Origin of the sequence: Nonomuraea sp. MTCD27, from assembly GCF_041950495.1 — a bacterium.
Lineage (GTDB): Bacteria > Actinomycetota > Actinomycetes > Streptosporangiales > Streptosporangiaceae > Nonomuraea.
In genome coordinates this window covers 475,673-495,455 of record NZ_JBGNUW010000001.1, presented here as the reverse complement: position 1 = coordinate 495,455, position 19,783 = coordinate 475,673, and the positions used below count along the sequence as shown (strand labels likewise).

The window sequence follows — 19,783 nt, the reverse complement described above, 5'->3', positions numbered from 1 at the left end:
GATCGGCCACGAAGAAGCGGCACCTGACAGCGGCGAAGGTGGTGCTCTCCCCCCACGCTCGTCTGGAGTACCCATGAGAACACCACAAGCCGCGGCGCTCACCGCACTCGCCCTGCTCGCGGCCGCCTGCGGAGGAACGGGAGGAGGTGGCGAGCCGGCCGGGGGCGGCACGTTCACCTACGCGCTCCCCTCCGACCCGGGCGTGCTCGACCCCGCCACGGGTGTCCTGAACGTCACCCTCACCACGCTCTCGCTGGCCTACGACACCCTGGTCGGCGTCACGGCCGACGGCAAGATCGTGCCAGGCCTGGCGGAGAAGTGGACGGTCGAGCCCGACAAGGTCACCTTCAACCTGCGCAAGGGCGCCACCTGCTCCGACGGCGCGCCGGTCACGCCCTCCGACGTGGCCGCCAGCGTCAACCACATCGCCGACCCGGCGACCAAGTCGCCCATCTACGGCGTGCTGGTGCCCACCGGCATGAAGGCCGCGGCCGACGACGCGGCCGGCACGGTGACGCTGTCCATGCCGAACCCGTTCAGCTTCATCCTGGACAGCGCCCGCATGATCTACGTCGTGTGCGGCAAGGGCGTCAAGGACCGCTCGCTGCTGGCCCGCGGCACCTCCGGCAGCGGCCCCTACAGGCTCACGGAGGCGGCGCCGGGCGACCACTACACGTTCAAGGTCCGCAGGGAGTACACCTGGGGCCCGTCCGGCGGCACCGCCAAGGACGTGCCGGAGACCGTGGTGCTGAAGGTCGTGCCGAACGAGCAGACCGCCGCCAACCTCCTCGTCTCCGGCACCATCCACGGCGCCACCATCTACGGCCCCGACCGCAGCCGCCTGGAGGCCGCCCCCGGGCTCACCAAGGAGGTCATCCCGGTCGCCAACGGCCAGTTCTTCTACCACCAGGGCGACGACCGGCCCACCCGCGACCCCGTCGTGCGCAAGGCGCTCACCCAGGCCATCGACCTGAAGGAGCTGGCCGGGATCGCCTCCAGCGGCACCGGCAAGCCCCCCACGGGCCTCGTCCTGCACCCGCGCCCCTGCCAGGGCGACACCGTCACCGGGCACGTGCCCGCCCACGACCCGGCGGCCGCCGCCGCGGCGCTCGACGCGGCGGGCTGGCAGGCGGGTCCCGACGGCGTGCGGGTCAAGGACGGCAAGCGGCTGACCCTGCGCCTCCTGTACGCGACCACCCGGGGCGCCGGCACGCAGGCCGCCGCCGAGTACCTGGCCGCCGCCTGGAAGAAGGCCGGCGCGGAGGTGAAGCTGAACGGCGCCATCGACACCAAGCTGTCGGAGTCGCTGAACGCCACCCAGGACTGGGACGTCGTCTGGCTGCCCATCGGCGTCACGCTGCCCAGCCAGCTCGTCGGCTTCCTGTCCGGCCCGGCCGCGCCCAAGGGCGCCAACTTCGCGCACCTGGCCAACAAGAAGTACGACTCCCTTGTCGCCGAGGCCACGCTGAAGCCGGCCGCCGAGGGCTGCGCGCAATGGCTGGCGGCCGAGTCGGCGCTGTTCGAGAGCGCGGACCTGGTGCCGGTGGTCGAGACGACGGTGGTGCAGGCCGCCAAGGGGGCCACGTACCAGATGGTCGCCGGGCTGTTCGCGCCCACCTCGATCCGCCTCGCGCAGGGAGGCTGAATGGCAGGCCGTGCAGGCGTGCGGCGGGTGGTGCGGCGGGTGCTGCGGTTCGTGGTGTCGCTGGCCGTGCTCATGGCGGTCTCGTTCGCGATGATCCACCTCATCCCGGGCGACCCGGTGCGTGCCGCTCTGGGGCCCGCCGCGCCCGTGGAGCTGGTCGAGGCGCGCCGGACGGCGCTCGGCCTCGACCGGCCGCTGCCGGAGCAGCTCGTCACGTACGCCACCAACGTCATATCCGGAAATTTCGGGACCTCGTTCCTGACCGGGGAGCCCGTCGGGGAGGTCATCCTGACCCGCCTGCCGAACACCCTGACGCTCGCCCTGCTCGCCACGGCCCTGTCCCTGCTGGTGGCCGTCCCCCTGGGCATGTGGGCGGCCGTGCGCACCGAGAACGGCCGCAACCGCGGCACCGAGCTCACCTTCAGCGCCACGACCGGCACCGCCGTGGCCGTGCCCGAGTTCCTGTACGCCATCGGGCTCGTGGCCGTCTTCGCCATCGGGCTCGGCTGGTTCCCGCCCGCGGGCAAGGCGGGGGCGGTGACGTACGTGCTGCCCGTGCTCGCCCTCGCGGCCGGCCCGGCCGCCATGATCGCCCGCATCTCGCGCGTCGAGACGCTGCGCGAGCTGGGCAAGGACTACGTCCGGCTGGCCCGGGCCAAGCGCCTGCCCGCCGCCCGGCTGCACCTGCGGCACGTGCTGCCCAACACGCTGACGGCCACCCTGACCGTCGGCGGGCTGCTGCTGAGCTCGCTCATCGCCGGCGGGGTGCTGGTCGAGTACGTCTTCGCCTGGCCGGGACTCGGACTGAAGATCGTCGAGTCGATCACCCAGAAGGACTATCCGGTGGCCCAGGGCGTGATCCTGGTCTACGGGGCGATCGTGCTGGTGGTGAACCTGGCCGTCGACCTGACGCTGGGCGCCCTCGACCCGACGTCCGCGATCAAGGAGGCCTGATGACCCTGCTCGGAAACAGGGTGCGGACCACGGGCCGCCCGCGCGCGAACGGGCCCGGGGGGCGCGGCCGGTTGCGCAGGAACGCGCCCGGGGTGGCCGGGGCCGTCATCGTGGTGGCCATGGCGGTCCTGGCCGTGGTGGGGCCGATCTTCTGGGGCGCGGACGCCGAGCGCATCGACGCCGCCGCCATCCTCCAGGGCGCCTCGCCCGAGCACCCGCTCGGCACCGACAACCTGGGCCGTGACCTGCTGGCCAGGGTCCTGGTGGCGGGCCGTTACTCGCTGCTGCTGGCCCTGGCGGCCACGCTCATCGGCGCCGTCGCCGGCGTCGTGCTGGGCACGCTGCCCTCGGTGCTGCCCAGGCGCGCCGCCCGGCTGGCCACCGGCACGGTCAACGCCCTGGTGGCCTTCCCCGGGCTGCTGCTGGCCATGTTCACGGCGGTCGTCGCCGGGCTCGGCGCGCGTGGCGCGGTGCTCGGCATCGGGGCGGCGATCGCGCCCGGCTTCGCCCGCCTCACCCAGACGCTGGCCGCCACCGTCGCGGGGGCCGACTACGTCGCCGCCGCCCGCATGCTCGGCGTGCCCCGCCGCCGCATCCTGACCAGGCACGTGCTGCCCAACATCGCCGAGCCGCTCATCCTCAACCTCACCCAGGCGCTCGGCGGCGCGCTGCTCGGCCTGGCCGGGATGTCGTTCCTGGGGCTCGGGGTGCAGCCGCCGGACTTCGACTGGGGGCGGGTGCTGTTCGACGGGTTCCCGCGCATCTACGTCACGCCCGAGGCGGTGCTCGGTCCCGCCGCCGCCATCGCGCTCGCCGGCATCGGCTTCAACCTGCTGGGCGACGCCCTGGCCAGGGCCGCCGCGCGGGCTCCCGTACCGGGAAGCGAGCGTGGGCGGCGGGCCGGGCCCGTCGCGGGGGAGGCCCCCGACCCGGACGCGGTGCTGGAGGTGCGGGACCTGAGCGTCACGTTCCCCGGCGGCGTCACCCCGGTGCGGGAGCTGTCGCTCACCGTGGCGCCCGGCGAGATCGTCGGGCTGGTGGGCGAGTCCGGCAGCGGCAAGAGCCTGACCGCCGGCGCCATCGGCGGGCTCGTGCCCTATCCGGGTGCCGTCACGTACGCGGCGCTCCGCCTGGGCGGCAGGGACGTGGCCACGCTGTCGGACCGCGAGCTCGGCACCGCGCTCGCCATGGTGTTCCAGGACCCGCTGGCCGCGCTCAACCCGGCGCTCAAGGTGGGCGGGCAGCTCGCCGAGGTGGCCATCGTGCACCAGGGCGCGAGCCGCGCCGAGGCCCGCCGCCGCGCCGTGGACCGGCTCGGCCACGTCCACCTGCCGGAGCCCGGGAAACGGGCCGCGCAGCACCCGCACGAGCTGTCCGGCGGCATGCGGCAGCGCGCCGTGATCGCGATGGGCCTCATGGGCACGCCGCGCCTGATCGTCGCCGACGAGCCCACCACGGCCCTGGACGTGACCGTGCAGCGGCAGATCCTGCGGCTGCTGCGCGAGGTGGTCGAGGAGACGGGCGCGGCGAGCCTGTTCATCTCGCACGACATCGCCGTCGTGGGGGAGCTGTGCGACCGGGTCGTGGTCATGTACGCCGGGCGCGTGGTGGAGGAGCTGCCCACCGACCGGCTCGCCGCCGGGGCCGCGCACCCGTACACGAAGGCGCTGATCGCCTCCCTGCCCGACCTCGACACCGACCGCTCCCTGCCGCTGGCCGGCATCCCCGGCACCCAGCCGGCGCCCGCGCAGGTCGGCCCCGGCTGCGCCTTCGCCCCCCGCTGCGCCCTGGCCACCGACCGGTGCCGGGACGAGCGCCCCGAACTCGTCGCCCACGGCCCCGCCCAGCGGGTCGCCTGCTGGGAGGTCAAATGATCATCAAGAACCTGAGCGTGCGCTTCGGCGCCTTCACCGCCGTGGACGACGTCACCCTGGAGATCCCCGACGGCAGCGTCGTCGGGCTCGTCGGGGAGTCGGGGTCCGGCAAGTCGTCGCTGGCCCGGGCGGTGTGCGGGCTCGTCCCCCACACCGGCACCGTGGAGGGCGCCCGCCGCGTGCAGATGGTGTTCCAGGACCCGTACGCCTCGCTCGACCCCCGCATGACCGTCGCCCAGACCATCGCGGAGGGCGCCGGCGCCGGCGAGGTGGAGCGGCTGCTCGGCCTCGTCCGGCTGCCCGCCGAGCTGGCCGGCCGCTACCCGCGCGAGCTGTCGGGCGGGCAGCGCCAGCGCGTCGCGATCGCCCGCGCCCTCGGCGGCGACCCCGGGCTGCTGGTCGCCGACGAGATCACCAGCTCGCTCGACGTGTCCGTGCAGGGCGCGGTGCTCAACCTGGTGCGCGGGCTGCGCGACGAGCTGGGGCTGGCGATGCTGTTCATCTCGCACAACCTGGCCGTGGTCAGGTATGTCGCCGACGTGGTGGCCGTCATGCACCACGGCCGGCTGGTCGAGGTCGGGCCCACCGAGCAGGTCGTCGGCGAGCCCGCGCACGACTACACCCGCGCCCTGCTGGCCGCGGTGCCCAGGCTCAGAGGGTGATCCACTCCGTCGAGGTCGTCACCTCGTCGAGCACGGACGGGATCGGCTCGACCCCCAGGCCAGGCCCGGCCGGCACCTCCAGGTGCCCGTCCACCAGCTCGAACGGCTCGGTGATGTCGGTCGCGTAGTAGCGCCGCGACCCGGAGGTGTCGCCGGGCAGCGTGAAGCCCGGCAGGGCGGCCAGCGCCACGTTCGCCGCCCGGCCGAGGCCCGTCTCCAGCATGCCGCCGCACCACACCGCGATCCCGTTCGCCCGGCACAGGTCGTGGATGCGGCGGGCCTCCAGGTAGCCGCCGATCCGGCCCGGCTTGATGTTGACGATCGAGCAGGAGCCGAGCGCGATCGCCGCGGCGGCGTGCTCGGCCGACTCGATCGACTCGTCCAGGCAGATCGGCGTCTTCAGCCGCGTGGCCAGCTTGGCGTGCTGGACCAGGTCGTCGTTGGCCAGCGGCTGCTCGATCAGCAGCAGGTCGAACGCGTCCAGCCGGGCCAGGCGGCGGGCGTCGGTCAGCGAGTAGGCGGCGTTCGCGTCCACCTGGAGCAGCACGTCGTCGCCGAACCGCTCGCGCACGGCCCGCACCGGCTCGACGTCCCAGCCGGGCTCGATCTTCAGCTTGATGCGGACGTACCCCTCCTCCAGGTAGCCCCCCACGGCGTCCAGGAGCTGCGGGACCGAGTCCATGATGCCGACCGACACCCCGCACGGCACCCGTGGCCGGGCGGCGCCGAGGAAGCGGCCGAACGACTCGCCCGCCGCCCTGAGCTGCGCGTCCAGCACCGCCGTCTCCAGCGCGGCCTTGGCCATGCGGTGGCCCTTGATCGGCTCCAGTGCCCGGCCGACGTCGTGCACGTCGAGGTTCGCCGGCAGCGCGGGCAGCAGGAAACGCCGGATCACCTCGGCGGCGCCCTCGACGTACTCGGAGGAGTAGAGCGGCTCGGACATGGCCACGCACTCGCCCCAGCCCTCGGCGTCCGGCGTCACGACCCTGACCAGCAGCACGTCGCGGGACGTCTCGGTGCCGAACGAGGTGCGGAACGGCGCCACGAGCGGCATCGCGATCCGGCGCAGCTCAACTCCAGTGATCTTCACATCTTCTCCACTACGTAGTACGACTTCCCGGAGAACCCCGTGACCCGGCGGCCCTCCGCCATCAAACCGCCCAGCACATCACGTACGGCGTGCCGCCACGCCTTGCCCGTCCCCGGGTCGGCGCGGCGCAGCGCCTCGATGTCGGCCGGCACCGCGACCAGCACGGTCCCGGCGTCCGCCGCCCCGGGGACCGTCACCGGCCGCCCGCCCTCGTCGGCCAGCGCCACCACCGCGTCATCGGGGACCGGCGCGACGCGCGGCTCCCGCCGTGCCAGCGCCTCCACGTGCGGCGCGGTCAGCGGCCAGGAGGCGAGCACCCGGTCGGACTCGTCGCCCTGGTTGATCGCGTCCTCCATGACGCCGTAGAAGCACGGCAGGTATTCCAGCGGGCGGGCGCCCAGCTTGGCCAGGTTGAAGTGGGCGTTGCGGCGGACCAGGGGGTCGTAGGTCCAGGTGATCCGCTCCAGCCCGCGCGCGAGGGCCCAGCGGCGCTGGTGCTGCTTGAGCTGGAACCCGATGCCGCGGCCGGCCAGTGTGCCGGTGACGTGCGAGTGCAGGGCGCCCCCGGTCGCCAGGAAGCCGGCCGAGGCGCCCACCATGCGCTCCCCGTCGAAGGCGCCGGCCACGTAGCCTCCCGCGTGCGCGAGCGCCCGCATCAGCTCCAGGGTGATGGGCGGGTCGCCGGCGCCGAAGTGCCAGATGCCGTCGAACAGCGCGTAGACCCGCTCGAGCTCCGCCAGCTCGTGGAGCTCCCTGACCTCGATCAACGTGCCAACCCTTCCCCTCACGGACATCCCATGGCGACGGTATGCCATCGCCGGTCGCCGGGATTCGTCCGGGACCACCAAGAGGGCGGCGGTCTTTCGTAGCATCGCCTCACCGCCGGCGGGGGAGATTGTTACCCGTACGCGCCCGGCGGGCGGCGGCGCGTACGGGCTCAGCGGGATCCGGCGCGCAGGGCGATGCGGATCCGGCTGGGCGCCTCCTGGCTCAGGCGTACGGACTCCAGCGGCACCGTGACCTCCGGCGTGCGGTAGCGGCCACCCGGGAAGCGGGCCGCCAGGCGCGCGCGCACGGCCGCGGCGGTCACGTGGCCGTCGAGCGAGCTGCGGCCGTCGCGCCAGATCTCCACCGAGCACGGGCCCGCCTGCGCCGCCATCGCCAGCCCCGCCACGGTCGCCCCCGCCAGCGCCCCGACGTCGCCCCGCGTCCAGCCGTAGTGCCACATCCCCGCCGCCACCACGGGCGCGGCCGGGCAGCAGCCGGGAGCGGTGAGCACCACGTCCAGCCCCTGGCACAGCAGCTCGGCGATCTCCTCGGCGCCCTGTGCGGGCCGGGCGCCGACGCGCAGCCCGGGGAGCTCCGGCACCCGGCCGCCCGTCCCGTAGATGAGCTTGATGCCCGTCGCGAGGGCTCCAGGGCCGCTGTCGTGCCAGCCGCAGGCGACGACATCGACCGACTCGGCAGACCTCCATGTGCCGATGCGCAGCATGTTGGTTGACTACCCTTTGCCGCGAACCATCACACACCGTTACTCACGGAAGGCGGCCGCGAGGACGGCGACCATGCCGCCGGAGGCGCTCAGCGCAGGCTCCAGGCGTCGAGCCGGCGCGCCGCCGGCAGCAGCCACACCAGCCGGACGAGCACCACGACCCCGATCACGACGGCGCTCCAGCCGAGCGGGGAGGCGACCGTGTGCCCCCTCCCAGGTCAGCGGTCGAGGACGTGCAGGGTGTGCGGGCTGGACCCCAGAACCACCGCACCCGTCTCCGCACCCATTTCCGCACCTATCTCAGGGCCGGGCTCCGCGCAGGCCACCACGTCCGCCACCCGGGCGCCGAACAGGTCGGGCACGTAGATGGCCGGCTCCAGGCAGAACGTCATCCCGGCCGCCAGCACGGTGTCCTCGCCGGTACGCGGCCCCTCGTCGGGCCCCAGCCCGACACCCCGGCCGACGTGCGCCGCCGCGAACCGCCCGTACCCGCTGCCGTCGATCACCTCGCCGATCACCCTGGCCACCTCGGCCACCGGCGCGGCGGGGCGCATCGCGGCCAGCCCCGCCCGGTGCGCCGCCAGCACCACCGAGTACATCGCCTCGAAGTCCTCCGGCGGCTCGGCCACGACGAACACCCTGGCCGACTCGGCGCAGTAGCCGCCCCACCGCCCGCACACCGACACCGTCACCGCGTCGCCGGGGTTGATCACCCGCTCGCCGGGCACGTGCGCGGGCCGGGCCGTGTGCTCGCCCGCCGCCACCCGCAGCGCCACCACGTCCTCGCAGCCCGACTCCACCAGCAGCAGCCGCAGCCGGTGGGCCATCGCCCGCTCGGTCGCCCCGAACCAGGCCAGCTCCCGCGCCTGCCCCAGCACCCCTTCCGCGGCGGCGGCCGCCCGTGCGACGGCCTCGACCTCGTACGGCTCCTTGCGCAGCCGCAGCGGCGCCAGCACGGAGGAGGCGGGCACGAGCTCGGCCTCGATCGCCAGCCCGAACAGCTCCCGCACCCGCATCTCCGGATCCACCCCGACCCGCCGCGCCCCCTCGGGCACCACCCCGGCCGGATCGGCGGTCTCGGCCAGCGCGTCGGCCGTCACCACGAGGAAGGCGCCCCCACCGCCTTCTCCCGTGCCCCCGCCCAGGAACCGGTAGTCGGGCGAGGGCCGCAGCACGATCGCGTCCACCCCGGCGTCGGCCATCGCCTCCCGCACGGCCGCCAACCGCCCGGCGGCCAGGCCGTCCGGCACCGTGAGGGCGTCCCCCACCGTGAGGGTGGCCCGCGGCGCCAGGTCCTCCAGGGCCGCGGGCCGCTCGTCCCGGGCCGCGGGCTCCCGCGGCGCGGCCCCGTCGTACGGCCGCGGGCTCACTTCGGCTCGTGCAGCCAGCAGGCGACCGGCCCGAAGTCCGGCTCCTTCTCGCGGCACACGTCCATCACCAGTGGGCAGCGCGGGTTGAACCGGCACCCGCCCGGCGGGTTCGCCGGATCCGGCACGTCCCCGGGCAGCTCCGCCGGCAGCACGCCCAGCCCGTCCGGCTTGGGAATGGCCCCCAGCAGCGCCTTCGTGTACGGGTGCCGCGGATCGGCCCACACCTTGGCCGTGTCGCCCACCTCGACGATCTTGCCCAGGTACATGACCGCGATCCGGTCCGCGATCAGCCGCACCACGGACAGGTCGTGGCTGATGAACAGCAGGCCCGCGCCCGACTCCACCGCCAGGTCCCGCATCAGCCTGGCCACCTGCGACTGCGCGGAGGCGTCCAGCGCCGAGATCGGCTCGTCGCCGATCAGCAGCCGCGGCCGTGCGGCCAGCGCCCTGGCGATGGCGATGCGCTGCCGCTGCCCGCCGGAGAACTCGTGCGGGTGCCGCCCCGCGAAGTCGCGCGGCAGCCCGACGCGTTCCAGCAGGTCGGCGGGGGAGGTGGCGGTGTCCCGCGCGGTGCGCAGCCCGTCGGCGATCTGGTCGCCCACCCGCCGGCGGGGGTTCAGCGACGCGTACGGGTCCTGGAACACCATCTGGATCCCGGTCAGCTTCCTGCGCCGCAGCCCGAGCGGCGTGACCGGCTGCCCGTCGAACGCGATCGAGCCCGCGCTGATCGGGTTCAGCCCGCAGACCGCGCGGGCCAGCGTCGACTTGCCGCACCCGGACTCGCCGACCAGCCCCACGACCTCGCCCGGGCCGACCGCCAGGCTGGCCCCCGCGACCGCCCGCACCACGGGACGGCCGGGGGAGCGGTGCTCGACGACCAGGTCGTCGATGGTCAGCAGGCTCATGACGTCTCCGCTTCGGGTAGCGAGTCCAGCAGCGATCTCGTGTAGGCGTGCGCCGGCTCGCGCAGCACCCGGCCGCGCGGCCCCGACTCCACGACGAGGCCGTCCTTCATCACGCTGACCTCGTCCGCCACCGCCGACATGACCCCGAGGTCGTGCGTGACCAGCAGCACGGCCAGCCCCAGCTCGTCGCAGAGCCCGCGCAGCAGCCGCAGCACGCCCGCCTGCACGGTCACGTCCAGGGCGGTGGTCGGCTCGTCCGCGATCAGCACCTTGGGCGAGCAGGCCAGCGCGATGGCGATCGCGACGCGCTGCCGCATCCCGCCGGAGAACTGGTGCGGGAAGCGCCCGTACGCCTCCTCCGGCCCCGGGATGCGGACCTTGCCGAGCAGTTCCACCGCCCGTGCCCGCGCCTCGGCCCTGCCCAGGCGGAGGTGGTGGCGCATGTGCTCGGTGAGCTGCTTGCCGATGGTCAGCATCGGGTGCAGGCTGGTCGCCGGGTCCTGGAAGACCATGGCGACCTCGCCGCCGCGCACCCGGTTCAGCTCCTTGGGCGGCAGGGCCAGCAGGTCGCGCTCGCCGAGCGCGATCGTCCCCGACACGCGCGCGCCGTGCGGCAGCAGGCCCAGCGTGGCCAGGCCGGTCATCGTCTTGCCCGACCCGCTCTCCCCGGCCAGCCCGTGCACGCGGCCGGCCGCCAGCCGCAGGTCGACGCCGCGCAGGATCTCCTTGCCGCCGATCGACACCTTCAGATCGCGGATGTCCAGCGTCACAGCGCACGCTCCTTGATCGCGCGAGCGGTACGGGGGTCGAGGGCGTCCCGCAGGGTGTCACCGAGGAAGTTGAACGCCAGCACCACCGTCAGGATCGCCAGCCCCGGGAACGTCGCCACCCACCAGCTGTCGAACACCTCCACGCCGGAGGCCACCATCGCGCCCCACTCGGGGGAGGGCGGCTTGGCGCCCAGGCCCAGGAACGACAGCCCGGACAGCAGCAGCAGCGCGGTGCCGATGTCCAGGGTGGCCAGCACCAGGACGGGGCCCGTCACGTTCGGGAGCACGTCCACCCGCAGCGAGCGCCACACCGAGAAGCCCAGCAGCCGCCCGCTCAGCACGAACTCCCGCTCCCGCACCCCCAGCACGAGCCCGCGCGTCACCCGGGCGTAGGCGGGCCAGGCGACGACCAGCACGGCCAGCACCGCGTTCGTCAGGCTCGCGCCCAGCGCCGCGGCCACCACCATGGCCAGGATCACGGTCGGGAACGCGAACACCAGGTCCGCCACCCGCATGATCGTCTCGTCGACCCACCGGCCGAAGTAGCCGGCGCACGCGCCGAGCAGCCCGCCGATCAGCACCGACAGCGCCACCAGCAGCAGCGTCAGCGGGATCGACACGCGCGCCCCGTACATCACCCGGCTGAGGATGTCGCGGCCGAGCTGGTCGGTGCCGAACCAGTGGCCGGGCCCGGGGGGCGCCAGCCGCGGCAGCTCCTGGGCGAGCGGGTCGTGCGGCGCCAGCAGGGGCGCGGCCAGCGCGATGACGAGCCAGGCCACGGCCAGCACGCCGCCGACGATCGCCAGCGGCTGCCGCCACGCCTCGGGCAGCCGCCGCAGCAGCCCCTTGCGGGCGAGGGGGTCCCGCCGTCTCATTGCAGCCTCACTCGGGGATCGATGACGCCGTACAGGACGTCCACGATCAGGTTGATGACCAGGTAGACGACGCCCACGACCAGGCCGACGCCCATGACGGCGGGCAGGTCGAGGGTGGTGGCGCTCTTGTAGGCGTACTGGCCGACGCCGGGCCAGGCGAAGATGGCCTCGACCAGCACGGTGCCGGACAGCAGGCTGCCGAAGGCCAGGCCCGCCACGGTGATGATGGGCACCAGGGCGGAGCGCAGGACGTACCGGAAGAGGATCGTCCGGCCCGGCAGGCCCTTGGCCCTGGCGGCGCGCACGTAGTCCTGCCCCAGCACCTCCAGCACCGCCGAGCGGGTGAAGCGGGTGAGCAGCCCGATCGTGTAGAGCGCCAGCACCAGGGCGGGCGTGATCAGGTGGCCGACCGCGGAGGAGAAGATGTCCCACCGCCCGGCCAGCAGCGCGTCGATCGTCTGCAGCCCCGTCACGGGCGGGGCCGAGCCGAGCGCCGCGTCCACCCGGCCGCTGCCCGGGGTGAGCTGCAGCCGGTAGAAGAAGATGTAGAACGCCACCAGCGCCAGCCAGAACGTCGGCACGGAGATGCCGATGAGGCTCAGCACCCGCAGCGCGTGGTCTGCCAGCCGGTCCCGGCGCAGCGCCGCCACGACCCCGAACGCCACGCCCAGCACGAGCGAGACGAGGATCGCCGCGCCCGCCAGTTCCAGCGTCGCCGGGACGAACTCGGCCAGGTCCTGGCTGACGGGGCGGTGGCTCTGCTGGCTCGTGCCCAGGTCACCCTGGACCAGGCCCTGCAGGTGGATGAGGTACTGCTGCCACAGCGGCTTGTCCAGGCCGTGCTCGGCCCGCCACTGCGCCACGATGGCCGGGTCGCCCAGGGCGCGCTGGCCGAGGTTGGCGGCCACGGGGTCGCCCGGCACGAGGTTCGTCAGGACGAACGTCACCAGGGTGATGCCCCAGGCCATCAGCACGGCCAGCAGGATGCGGCGCACCAGGAACCGCGCCAGCGGATGCGCCCGCGGCCGCCGCGCCCGCGCGGGTGCCGGGCCGGCGGGCGGCGTGCCCGCCGGATCCGGGGATTCGGACACCTGGGAATCCCTACTTCACGCCGAGGTCGGCGACGTCCACCGTCCACACCGGGTGGTACTCCAGCCCGGTCACCGACGCGGCCGTCACGATGTTCTGGCCCGGCTGGATCAGCGGGATGAACGGCCCGGACGCGTTGAGCTTGGTCTGGACGTCGACGTAGGCGGCCGTACGGGCGTCGTCACCGATCGCCGCCGCGGCCTTCTCGCCCGCGGCCTCGATCTCCTTGGCCGCGCCCTCCTTCCAGCCGGCCCGCAGGCCCACCGTCTTGCCCGGGAGGAAGGCCAGGTAGTCGCTGGGGTCGGGGTAGTCGGGGCCCCAGTACCACAGGCCCATCTCCTCCTTGCCGTTGCGGTAGTTGTCCAGGGCCGTGGTGACCGGCGCGGGCTGCAGGTCCACCGTGATGCCGACCTCCTTGAGGTTGGCCTGGACGCGCTCGGCCAGCGGCTGGAACGACAGGCCGTTCACGGTCAGCTCGCTCGGGTACTCCAGCTTGACGGTCGGGTTCGACAGGCCGCTGGCGGCCAGCGCGGCCTTGGCGCCCTCGACGTCCCGCTTGGCCCCCTGGTCGGCGGGCAGCGCGCCGAGCAGCTGCGACGGGATGACGCCCGGCGCCTGCGTGGAGCCCTCGCCGGCCAGCTCCAGCAGCCCCGTGTAGTCCACGCCCTTGCGCACCGCCTCGACGAACTTGGCGTTCGTCGTGGTCTTGCTGATCGCGGAGTCCTGGTTGGCCAGCAGGAAGATGACGTTCGCCGAGGCGGTCTTCTTGACCTGCAGGGTCGCGGGCATGCCGGTGACCTGGTCACCCGACAGGTTGAGCGCCACCTGGCTGTCGCCGCGCTGGACGTTCAGCTTCTGGGTGGCGGCCTCGACGTTGCGCAGGACGATCTTGTCGTAGGCGGGCTTGGTCCCGTAGTACTTCGGGTTCGCCTTGAGCGTGACCTGGCTGCTCACGTTGAACGACTCGATCTGGTACGGGCCCGAGCCGGCCGAGTTGGCGTTCAGGTACTGCTCGGCCTTGTCCTGCGGGTCCGTGGTGGCGCCGTTCTGCTTGGCGAGCTTGCTGTTGATGATGCCGAGGGCCGGGTTCGGCAGGATGTACGGCAGGGCCGGGTTGGGGGCCTTCGACGTCAGCGTGATCGTCGTGTCGTCGGTCTTGGCCACCTCGACACCGTCCAGCAGGAACGACGGCGTACCCTTCATGTCACGCACGCGCGTCAGCGAGAAGACCACGTCGTCGGCGGTCACCGGCGAGCCGTCGGCGAAGGTGGCGCCCTGCTTCAGCTTGAGCGTCAGCGTCTTGCCGTCCTCGGACAGCTCGTACGACTCGGCCAGCGCCGGCACCGGCTTGGTCACGTCGGCGCCGTCGAAGGTCAGCAGCGTCTCGTAGAGCGCCTTGCCGACGATGAGGCCCGTCGGCTCGTAGGTGCGGCCGGGGTCGGCCGTCTTGAGGTCGAAGGACGTGTCGATGACGAGGGTCTTGCCCCCGGAGGCCCCGGAAGCGCCGGGGGCCGGGGAGGTGCCGCCGCCGCTTCCGCAGGCGGCGAGGGCGAGTGCACCGGCGAGCAGTACAGCCGCCGTCTGCGAGCGGGTCGCCATGTTGGTCCTCCAAGATTGGACGTTCAGCAGAAGGATGTCGAGGATTGTCCGGCAGAACGTCCAGGTCCTGTGCGGTCGGCGAGACGTATATAAAGGTCGATGAGGTAATGATGAGTGATATTTCCAGGAATGGTGTCGGCGGCGGCGGTCAGGCTGGACGGATCGGTATCGGTCTCGAGCTGGACGACATCCACATGAAGATCCTCGAGGTCCTGCGCGAGAACGGCAGGATCTCGGTCGCCGCGCTGGCCGAGCGGGTGGGCATCTCCCGGGCCAACGCCTACACCCGGTTCGAGGCGCTGCGCGCGGACGGCGCGATCAAGCGGTTCACCGCCGAGATCGACCACGTCAGGACCGGGCTCGGCATCACGGCGCTGATCTTCGTGACCGTGCGCCAGCAGATGTGGAAGCAGTTCAGGGCCGAGCTGGCCAGGATGCCGGAGGTGGAGTACTGCGCGATCACCACCGGCCAGCACGACGCGATGATCCAGGTACGCGTGTCCGACGTGGCCGCGGTGCACACCATGGTGACCGACCGGCTGGCCAACATCCCGGCGGTCAAGGCGACGGAGACGGTGTTCATCCTGGACGAGGTGCTCAGGCGGCCGTACGTGCTGCCCAGCGACCGCGACCAGGCCCGTCCCCAGCGGCGGCCCGCCCAGGAGGCGCAGGGCGACGTGCCGCTCGGCAAGATGCGCTTCGTCGGCGCCGCCGAGGGCCGGGCCGCCCTGCGCAAGGACGGCTGACAGGCGGATGTGACGGATCGGGCGGGGTCAGGCGACCTCGGCGCACACGCTGACGTGCGGCGTGTCGTCCCCCTCGAACGTGAACTCCTCCACCAGGCGCAGCAGCCCGTCGTCCCCGGTCTCGATGCGGCTGCTGCTCTTCCCGCCCGCCGTGCCCCCGGCCACCAGGGCGTGCACGTAGGAGATGGAGACCCGGTCGCCGTCGCGGGTGCCGACGAAGCGTCCCTCGGTCACGGTGTCGCCGGTGTAGCTGCCCCACACCACCCCGTCCGTCTCCCAGTACTCGAACGCCGTGGGGCTGCCGGGGTTCACCGCGCTCGCCGTCGAGCTCACCATCACGAATTTACGACCGTTGAGATTCACGCCCCCATGGTCCCCAGATTTCGGAAATATCAGCAATCGGTTGGACATACGGTGAGGGATGCTAGTCAGCGGTCGCAATCCGTCCAGCCGGGAGCGGAACGGCGGCCGTACGCCGGCGGCTCAGTCCATCGGCGCCTGGATCTTGGTGGTGAGCGCCACCCGCGAGGCGACGCCGAGCTTGGCGAAGGCGTTGCCCAGGTGGTATTCGATGGTCTTCACGCTCAGCACCAGCTCCCTGGCGACCTGCCTATTGGTCATCCCGGTCGCCACCAGCCGCGCCACCGCCTGCTCCTGCGGCGTCAGCCGCATCAGCGGGGAGGACCCGGTCTCCGCGCGCGGCAGCCCGCAGGCGCTCAGCTCCCGCTCGCACCGGTCCACGTACGGCCGCGCGCCCAGCCGCGCGAACATCCCGAGGCCCACCTCGAGCTGCGCCTGCGCCTGCTTGCGCCGGCCCAGCCTGCGCAGGAACCGCCCGTACGCCAGCCGCAGCCGCGCCTCGTCGAACGGCAGCCCCGCCACCCCCGAGTGCGCCAGCCCGGCCGTGAACGCGGCGTCGGCCAGGTCGTTCTCGTGCCGGGCCGCGTGCAGGCCGCCCCGGCAGCGGGCCGCCGCGGCCAGCGCCGAACTCCTGCGCCGCCGCCCGGCCAGCCGCTCCATCCCGGCGAGCTGGAGCTCCGCCCGCTCCAGGTCGCCCAGCGCCACCAGGGCGTCGACGAGCAGGTCGAGCCACTGCACGATGCCGGGCTCGTACACGATGTCGTGCACCCGCACCGCCAGCAGCGGCTCCAGCGCCTCCACCGTACGGCCGTGCTCGCCCCTGGCGGCGGCCAGGTGGGCGGCGGCGCTGCACGCGTGCGCGAGCGCGGCCACCGCGTCCATGCTCGAATCCCTGGCCGGCATGGCCGCCGCCACGTGCGACTCCGCCGCCGGCCAGTCGCCGCGGGCGGCCGGGACCAGCGCGGCCAGCGCGTGGCAGACCGGCGCCAGCCACCGCTGGTCGGCGTCGTCGGCCACGGACGCCGCGGTCGCGGTGTGCAGGTGGGCGTCGTCCCAGCGGCCCGCCCGGTACTCGGCCTGCCCCAGCATCGCCATGGACAACATGCGGAACGGCACCGAGCGCTCCCCGCAGGCGGTCACCACCCCCGACAGGTCGGCCAGCCCGCCCGCCAGGTCGTCGCTGCACGTGCGCAGCAGCCCGCGGCCGAGCAGCGCGTCCAGCTCCGCGATCGACGCGGTCGCGGCCGGCGGCAGGTCCGCGGTGGCCGCCAGCGCGGCGTCGATCTGGCCCGAGATGCCCAGACCGGTCAGCAGCATGTAGCGGTTGTAGTCGATGCTGAAGCGGTAGCCGGGGGAGCTCCTGGCGCGCTCGGCCCACCGCGTGGCCTGCCTGCCCTCGGCCCTGACCAGGCAGAGCATGGCGAGCTGCTGGGCCGCCCGCGCGGCCAGGCCCGACTCGGGAGGCCCGGCGCGCTCCCACGCGGTGACGAGGTGCGCGCGGGCCTCCTCGACCTCGCCGCGCACCATGGCCAGGTGCCCCAGCGCGTAGCCGCGCACCGCGGGGTGCGCCCGCTGGGGCAGGCTCGCGGTCAGCCGGGCCGCCTCCTCCACCCGGCCGTCCAGCAGCAGCGCCTCCACCGCCTCGGCGGCCAGGGGGTCGGGATCGCCCGACAGCTCCGCCGCGGCCTTGAGGTGCTCGGCCGCGCTGCCGAACGCGCCGAGCCGTACCTGTGCCCGGCCCAGCTCCGCCAGCTCGGCGGCCAGCTCCGGGTTCGGGCCCGACACCGCCTCGATGCGGTGCCGCAGCCGCGCCTGCTCGCCCTCGGCCACCAGCGCCGCCCGCGCGTGCAGCGCCGAGCGGCGCGCCGGGCCGAGGTCGCGGTAGACGGCCGCGCGGACCAGCGGATGCGGGAACGCCGCCACCGTGCCGCGCGTGGAGGAGCGTTCCAGCAGCACCCCCTCGCGCACCGCCTGCTCCAGCGCCTGCAGCGGCTCCTCCACCCCGGCCACTCCGGCGGCCAGGTGCAGCGGGGCCGAAAGGCCCAGCACGCTCACCGCGCTGACCAGCTCCCGCACCGGCGGCGCGCACCTGGCCACCTTGCCCAGCACCAGCAGCGCGTACGAGCGCGGCGCCGGCAGCGGCTGCCCCAGGTCGTCCAGCGCCGCCGGGGGCACCTCCTCCAGCAGCGCCCGCAGGTGCAGCGGCACCCCCTCGGTGTGCGCGACCAGCCGCGCCAGCCCCCGCTGCGACACCGGGCCGCCGACCAGGCCGCTGACCAGGGCCTCCACCTCGGGTGCCCGCAACCCCGGCAACCGCAACCGGGTGGAGCGCGCGGCGACGAGCCGTACCAGGCCTTCGGGACCCGACAGCGCGGCCGCGTCCCGCAGCATGAGCACCGTCAGCACCCGGTCCACGCGCAGCCGGCGCAGGCAGAACGTCAGCGCCCGCAACGTCGGCTCGTCCGCCCAGTGCACGTCGTCGACGACCAGGCAGAGCGGCTCGCCGAGCTGCCGCTCGCTCAGCACGTCCAGCAGGGCCGCCCCGACCGCCAGCGGGTCCGGCAGCCCGGCGGGGTCGTCGAGCCCGGGCGCCAGCGCGGCCAGCCGCCGCGGCAGCCCGCCCGGCCCGCCGAACAACCTGACCAGCGTCCCGTACGGGAGCAGCACCTCGCCCTCGTCACCATCGGTGAACAGCACGTTCGCCGTCCCGGACCGCTCCAGGAACCGGTGGATCAGCGTCGTCTTCCCGATCCCGGCCGGCCCCTCCACCACCACCAGCCGCGGCTGCCCGGCACGGGCGCGCCCGAACTCCTCCGCCAGGTGCCGGAGCTCCTGATCTCGCCCGACGAACGTCGCGATCGGCTCAGCCATGGCGGCCTCCGCTTCCCGGGGAATCCCACGGTTGCGCGGGACGGCCGGAGCCTCAAGTAAGAGTTGCCTGTCTACCTGTCCAGAGGCCGCGCGAAAATCAGGGGTTATCCCCAGGATGCCGTCCCGGGGCGGGTCTCTTACGCTCGCGGTGAGCCGGGAGGCGTGATGCGGTTCATCGTGGAGCTGGAGTACGGTGCGGACGGCGTCCACGGGCTGGTCACCCGTGAGGACGCGGACCGGGCCGTGCCGTTCCACGGCTGGCTGGAGCTGCTGCGGCTGCTCGAGGGGCCGCACACCCCGGGTGATCCCCGGGACGAACCCTGACGCGCGCCCTCCCGCCGGACCGGAACATGTGAGGCGTCCCCCGTGGGAGGGGCGCAGGTGGAGGACCTCACGGCCGTTCGCGGAGGGACGGCCAGGCCCCCAGGGCGCGCAGGGGGGACGGGTGCCCGCCGGACCCCGTGGAGCAACTGCCACGATGCCGCGCAGGTTCGCGCCGACCCGGCGCCGGGTCCGGCGGCTCCCGCGCGTGGCCGTGCGGCCCGCGCGTAGGCGGGAAAGCGGCCCGGGCCGCCTTCCGGGTCAGGGGCGGCCGCGGGGCGGGCGGGAGCGGGCTTGCCCGGGACTTTACCTTTCAGGGGCCTGACGCCATCATTGCGCTGTGTGATAGTAATGTGACACTGCGTATCCGAAGAGATCCGGGAGATCTTCATGGTGGCGTACACGCTCTCGATATTGGCGGCGGTGGGCGCGGTGGCGCTCACCGCGCTGGTGTTCAGGCGGGTGAAGAGAGCCGGCGAGGACCGCGACCCCAACGGCCCGTCCGCCGCGCACGCGGGGGCGATGTTGTCGGCCATGTTCCTGCTGGTGTTCGCCATCGCGATCATCGTGCCGTGGACCACCGCCGACGCCGCCCGGCTCAACACCCACGCCGAGAGCCAGTCCGCGGTCGACGCCTACTGGGCGGCCTCCGACCTGCCCGGCTCGGCGCCCGAGGAGGTGCGCAGGTCGCTGCGTGACTATGTCACGTTCGTGATGCGGGACGAGTGGCCGCTCATGGCCGAGGGCAAGATGCACCCGCTCGGCGCCGAGCGGATGGACGACCTGCGCGGCCGCGTCAACGAGCTCCAGACCCGAGACGGCGACGAGGAGGACGCCAAGGAGACCGTGCTGGAGCACATCAGCGCCATCTCCACGGCCCGCGCGCAACGCACCGCCGACGCCGCCGCGACGCCGCCCGAAGGGCTGCTGCTCCTGACGATCCTCACCGGCGCGCTGGTCATCGTCTTCCCGTTCCTGGCCGGGGCCAGGCCGCGCGGGCTGGCGATGCTGCCGCTGGTGGCCACGGCGGCGCTGCTCGGCTTCGGCATCTACCTGACCTGGGACATCTCGCACGCGTTCGCCGGGCCGCTGGCGGTCGGGTCGGAGGCGTTCCAGGGGGCGCTGGACGAGTTCGCGCGGATCGCCGGGGGGTTGTGACC

Annotated in this window: 19 protein-coding genes; 7 read left to right on the top strand and 12 right to left on the bottom strand. The window is 73.8% G+C overall.

The window, feature by feature from the left end:
- Positions 1-73: 73 nt before the first annotated feature.
- The 4 genes from ACBJ59_RS02370 to ACBJ59_RS02355 are packed head-to-tail and all read left to right on the top strand — an operon-like array spanning position 74 to position 5,135.
- A complete protein-coding gene (locus tag ACBJ59_RS02370) occupies positions 74-1,645 on the top strand; it encodes an ABC transporter substrate-binding protein (RefSeq protein WP_375108492.1) in 1,572 nt (523 codons plus the stop codon).
- A complete protein-coding gene (locus tag ACBJ59_RS02365) occupies positions 1,646-2,599 on the top strand; it encodes an ABC transporter permease (RefSeq protein WP_375108491.1) in 954 nt (317 codons plus the stop codon). It begins immediately after the preceding gene.
- Positions 2,599-4,473 carry a dipeptide/oligopeptide/nickel ABC transporter permease/ATP-binding protein gene (locus tag ACBJ59_RS02360; RefSeq protein WP_375108490.1) on the top strand — a complete coding sequence of 625 codons (1,875 nt, stop codon included), beginning with the start codon at positions 2,599-2,601 and terminating at the stop codon, positions 4,471-4,473. Before ACBJ59_RS02365 ends, ACBJ59_RS02360 begins: the two co-directional genes overlap by 1 nt.
- Entirely contained in the window at positions 4,470-5,135 is a 666-nt protein-coding gene (locus ACBJ59_RS02355) for an ATP-binding cassette domain-containing protein (protein ID WP_364129278.1), read from the top strand. Before ACBJ59_RS02360 ends, ACBJ59_RS02355 begins: the two co-directional genes overlap by 4 nt.
- Here the strand turns inward: ACBJ59_RS02355 and menC are convergent.
- The 10 genes from menC to ACBJ59_RS02305 all read right to left on the bottom strand — a co-directional run bounded on the left by menC (position 5,125) and on the right by ACBJ59_RS02305 (position 14,519).
- Positions 5,125-6,225 carry an o-succinylbenzoate synthase gene (gene menC / locus ACBJ59_RS02350; RefSeq protein ID WP_375108489.1) on the bottom strand — a complete coding sequence of 367 codons (1,101 nt, stop codon included), beginning with the start codon at positions 6,223-6,225 and terminating at the stop codon, positions 5,125-5,127. The genes ACBJ59_RS02355 and menC overlap by 11 nt on opposite strands.
- Positions 6,222-7,013 carry a GNAT family N-acetyltransferase gene (locus ACBJ59_RS02345; protein ID WP_375108488.1) on the bottom strand — a complete coding sequence of 264 codons (792 nt, stop codon included), beginning with the start codon at positions 7,011-7,013 and terminating at the stop codon, positions 6,222-6,224. Before ACBJ59_RS02345 ends, menC begins: the two co-directional genes overlap by 4 nt.
- A 149-nt stretch (positions 7,014-7,162) precedes the next feature.
- Entirely contained in the window at positions 7,163-7,717 is a 555-nt protein-coding gene (locus tag ACBJ59_RS02340; RefSeq protein WP_375108487.1) for an acyclic terpene utilization AtuA family protein, read from the bottom strand.
- A gap of 218 nt (positions 7,718-7,935) precedes the next feature.
- The gene (locus ACBJ59_RS02335; protein WP_375108486.1) at positions 7,936-9,087 is read right to left on the bottom strand and encodes a M24 family metallopeptidase; all 1,152 of its coding nucleotides are present in this window, start codon (positions 9,085-9,087) and stop codon (positions 7,936-7,938) included.
- A complete protein-coding gene (locus ACBJ59_RS02330; RefSeq protein WP_375108485.1) occupies positions 9,084-9,992 on the bottom strand; it encodes an ABC transporter ATP-binding protein in 909 nt (302 codons plus the stop codon). Before ACBJ59_RS02330 ends, ACBJ59_RS02335 begins: the two co-directional genes overlap by 4 nt.
- Entirely contained in the window at positions 9,989-10,762 is a 774-nt protein-coding gene (locus ACBJ59_RS02325) for an ABC transporter ATP-binding protein (protein ID WP_375108484.1), read from the bottom strand. The genes ACBJ59_RS02330 and ACBJ59_RS02325 overlap by 4 nt, the downstream gene beginning before the upstream one ends.
- Positions 10,759-11,637, bottom strand: coding sequence for an ABC transporter permease (locus tag ACBJ59_RS02320; RefSeq protein WP_364129296.1), 879 nt, complete (start codon positions 11,635-11,637; stop codon positions 10,759-10,761). Before ACBJ59_RS02320 ends, ACBJ59_RS02325 begins: the two co-directional genes overlap by 4 nt.
- A complete protein-coding gene (locus ACBJ59_RS02315) occupies positions 11,634-12,728 on the bottom strand; it encodes an ABC transporter permease (protein WP_364129299.1) in 1,095 nt (364 codons plus the stop codon). The genes ACBJ59_RS02320 and ACBJ59_RS02315 overlap by 4 nt, the downstream gene beginning before the upstream one ends.
- 10 nt (positions 12,729-12,738) lie before the next feature.
- Positions 12,739-14,325, bottom strand: a complete 1,587-nt coding sequence (locus ACBJ59_RS02310; protein ID WP_375108483.1) for an ABC transporter substrate-binding protein — start codon at positions 14,323-14,325, stop codon at positions 12,739-12,741.
- Between the two features lie 23 nt (positions 14,326-14,348).
- On the bottom strand, positions 14,349-14,519 hold the full coding sequence (locus ACBJ59_RS02305; RefSeq protein ID WP_375108482.1) for a hypothetical protein: 171 nt from the start codon (positions 14,517-14,519) through the stop codon (positions 14,349-14,351).
- On the opposite strand from ACBJ59_RS02305, the gene ACBJ59_RS02300 reads away from it, so the two are divergent.
- The gene (locus tag ACBJ59_RS02300) at positions 14,520-15,071 is read left to right on the top strand and encodes an Lrp/AsnC family transcriptional regulator (protein ID WP_364129306.1); all 552 of its coding nucleotides are present in this window, start codon (positions 14,520-14,522) and stop codon (positions 15,069-15,071) included. It abuts the gene before it with no gap.
- A 27-nt stretch (positions 15,072-15,098) separates the two neighbouring features.
- On the opposite strand, the gene ACBJ59_RS02295 is transcribed toward ACBJ59_RS02300, so the two are convergent.
- Both ACBJ59_RS02295 and ACBJ59_RS02290 read right to left on the bottom strand, forming a co-directional pair.
- Entirely contained in the window at positions 15,099-15,434 is a 336-nt protein-coding gene (locus ACBJ59_RS02295; protein ID WP_375108481.1) for a hypothetical protein, read from the bottom strand.
- 120 nt (positions 15,435-15,554) lie between these two features.
- Positions 15,555-18,302: an AAA family ATPase gene (locus ACBJ59_RS02290; protein WP_375108480.1), complete on the bottom strand. Its 2,748-nt coding sequence runs from the start codon at positions 18,300-18,302 to the stop codon at positions 15,555-15,557.
- A 165-nt stretch (positions 18,303-18,467) separates the two neighbouring features.
- On the opposite strand from ACBJ59_RS02290, the gene ACBJ59_RS02285 reads away from it, so the two are divergent.
- Together ACBJ59_RS02285 and ACBJ59_RS02280 are read left to right on the top strand one after the other, a co-directional pair.
- Positions 18,468-18,626, top strand: a complete 159-nt coding sequence (locus tag ACBJ59_RS02285) for a hypothetical protein (RefSeq protein WP_375108479.1) — start codon at positions 18,468-18,470, stop codon at positions 18,624-18,626.
- 387 nt (positions 18,627-19,013) lie between these two features.
- Positions 19,014-19,781 carry a hypothetical protein gene (locus ACBJ59_RS02280; protein ID WP_375108478.1) on the top strand — a complete coding sequence of 256 codons (768 nt, stop codon included), beginning with the start codon at positions 19,014-19,016 and terminating at the stop codon, positions 19,779-19,781.
- Positions 19,782-19,783 lie beyond the last annotated feature (2 nt).

Bases quoted from the DNA above. Each gene is read 5' to 3' on its own strand.
- ACBJ59_RS02330 (WP_375108485.1), bottom strand. From the start codon at position 9,992: ATGAGCCTGCTGACCATCGACGACCTGGTCGTCGAGCACCGCTCCCCC.
- ACBJ59_RS02320 (WP_364129296.1), bottom strand. From the start codon at position 11,637: ATGAGACGGCGGGACCCCCTCGCCCGCAAGGGGCTGCTGCGGCGGCTG.
- ACBJ59_RS02360 (WP_375108490.1), top strand. From the start codon at position 2,599: ATGACCCTGCTCGGAAACAGGGTGCGGACCACGGGCCGCCCGCGCGCG.
- ACBJ59_RS02285 (WP_375108479.1), top strand. From the start codon at position 18,468: ATGCGGTTCATCGTGGAGCTGGAGTACGGTGCGGACGGCGTCCACGGG.
- ACBJ59_RS02340 (WP_375108487.1), bottom strand. From the start codon at position 7,717: ATGCTGCGCATCGGCACATGGAGGTCTGCCGAGTCGGTCGATGTCGTC.
- ACBJ59_RS02370 (WP_375108492.1), top strand. From the start codon at position 74: ATGAGAACACCACAAGCCGCGGCGCTCACCGCACTCGCCCTGCTCGCG.
- ACBJ59_RS02280 (WP_375108478.1), top strand. From the start codon at position 19,014: ATGGTGGCGTACACGCTCTCGATATTGGCGGCGGTGGGCGCGGTGGCG.
- ACBJ59_RS02300 (WP_364129306.1), top strand. From the start codon at position 14,520: ATGAAGATCCTCGAGGTCCTGCGCGAGAACGGCAGGATCTCGGTCGCC.
- ACBJ59_RS02365 (WP_375108491.1), top strand. From the start codon at position 1,646: ATGGCAGGCCGTGCAGGCGTGCGGCGGGTGGTGCGGCGGGTGCTGCGG.
- ACBJ59_RS02290 (WP_375108480.1), bottom strand. From the start codon at position 18,302: ATGGCTGAGCCGATCGCGACGTTCGTCGGGCGAGATCAGGAGCTCCGG.
- ACBJ59_RS02355 (WP_364129278.1), top strand. From the start codon at position 4,470: ATGATCATCAAGAACCTGAGCGTGCGCTTCGGCGCCTTCACCGCCGTG.
- ACBJ59_RS02310 (WP_375108483.1), bottom strand. From the start codon at position 14,325: ATGGCGACCCGCTCGCAGACGGCGGCTGTACTGCTCGCCGGTGCACTC.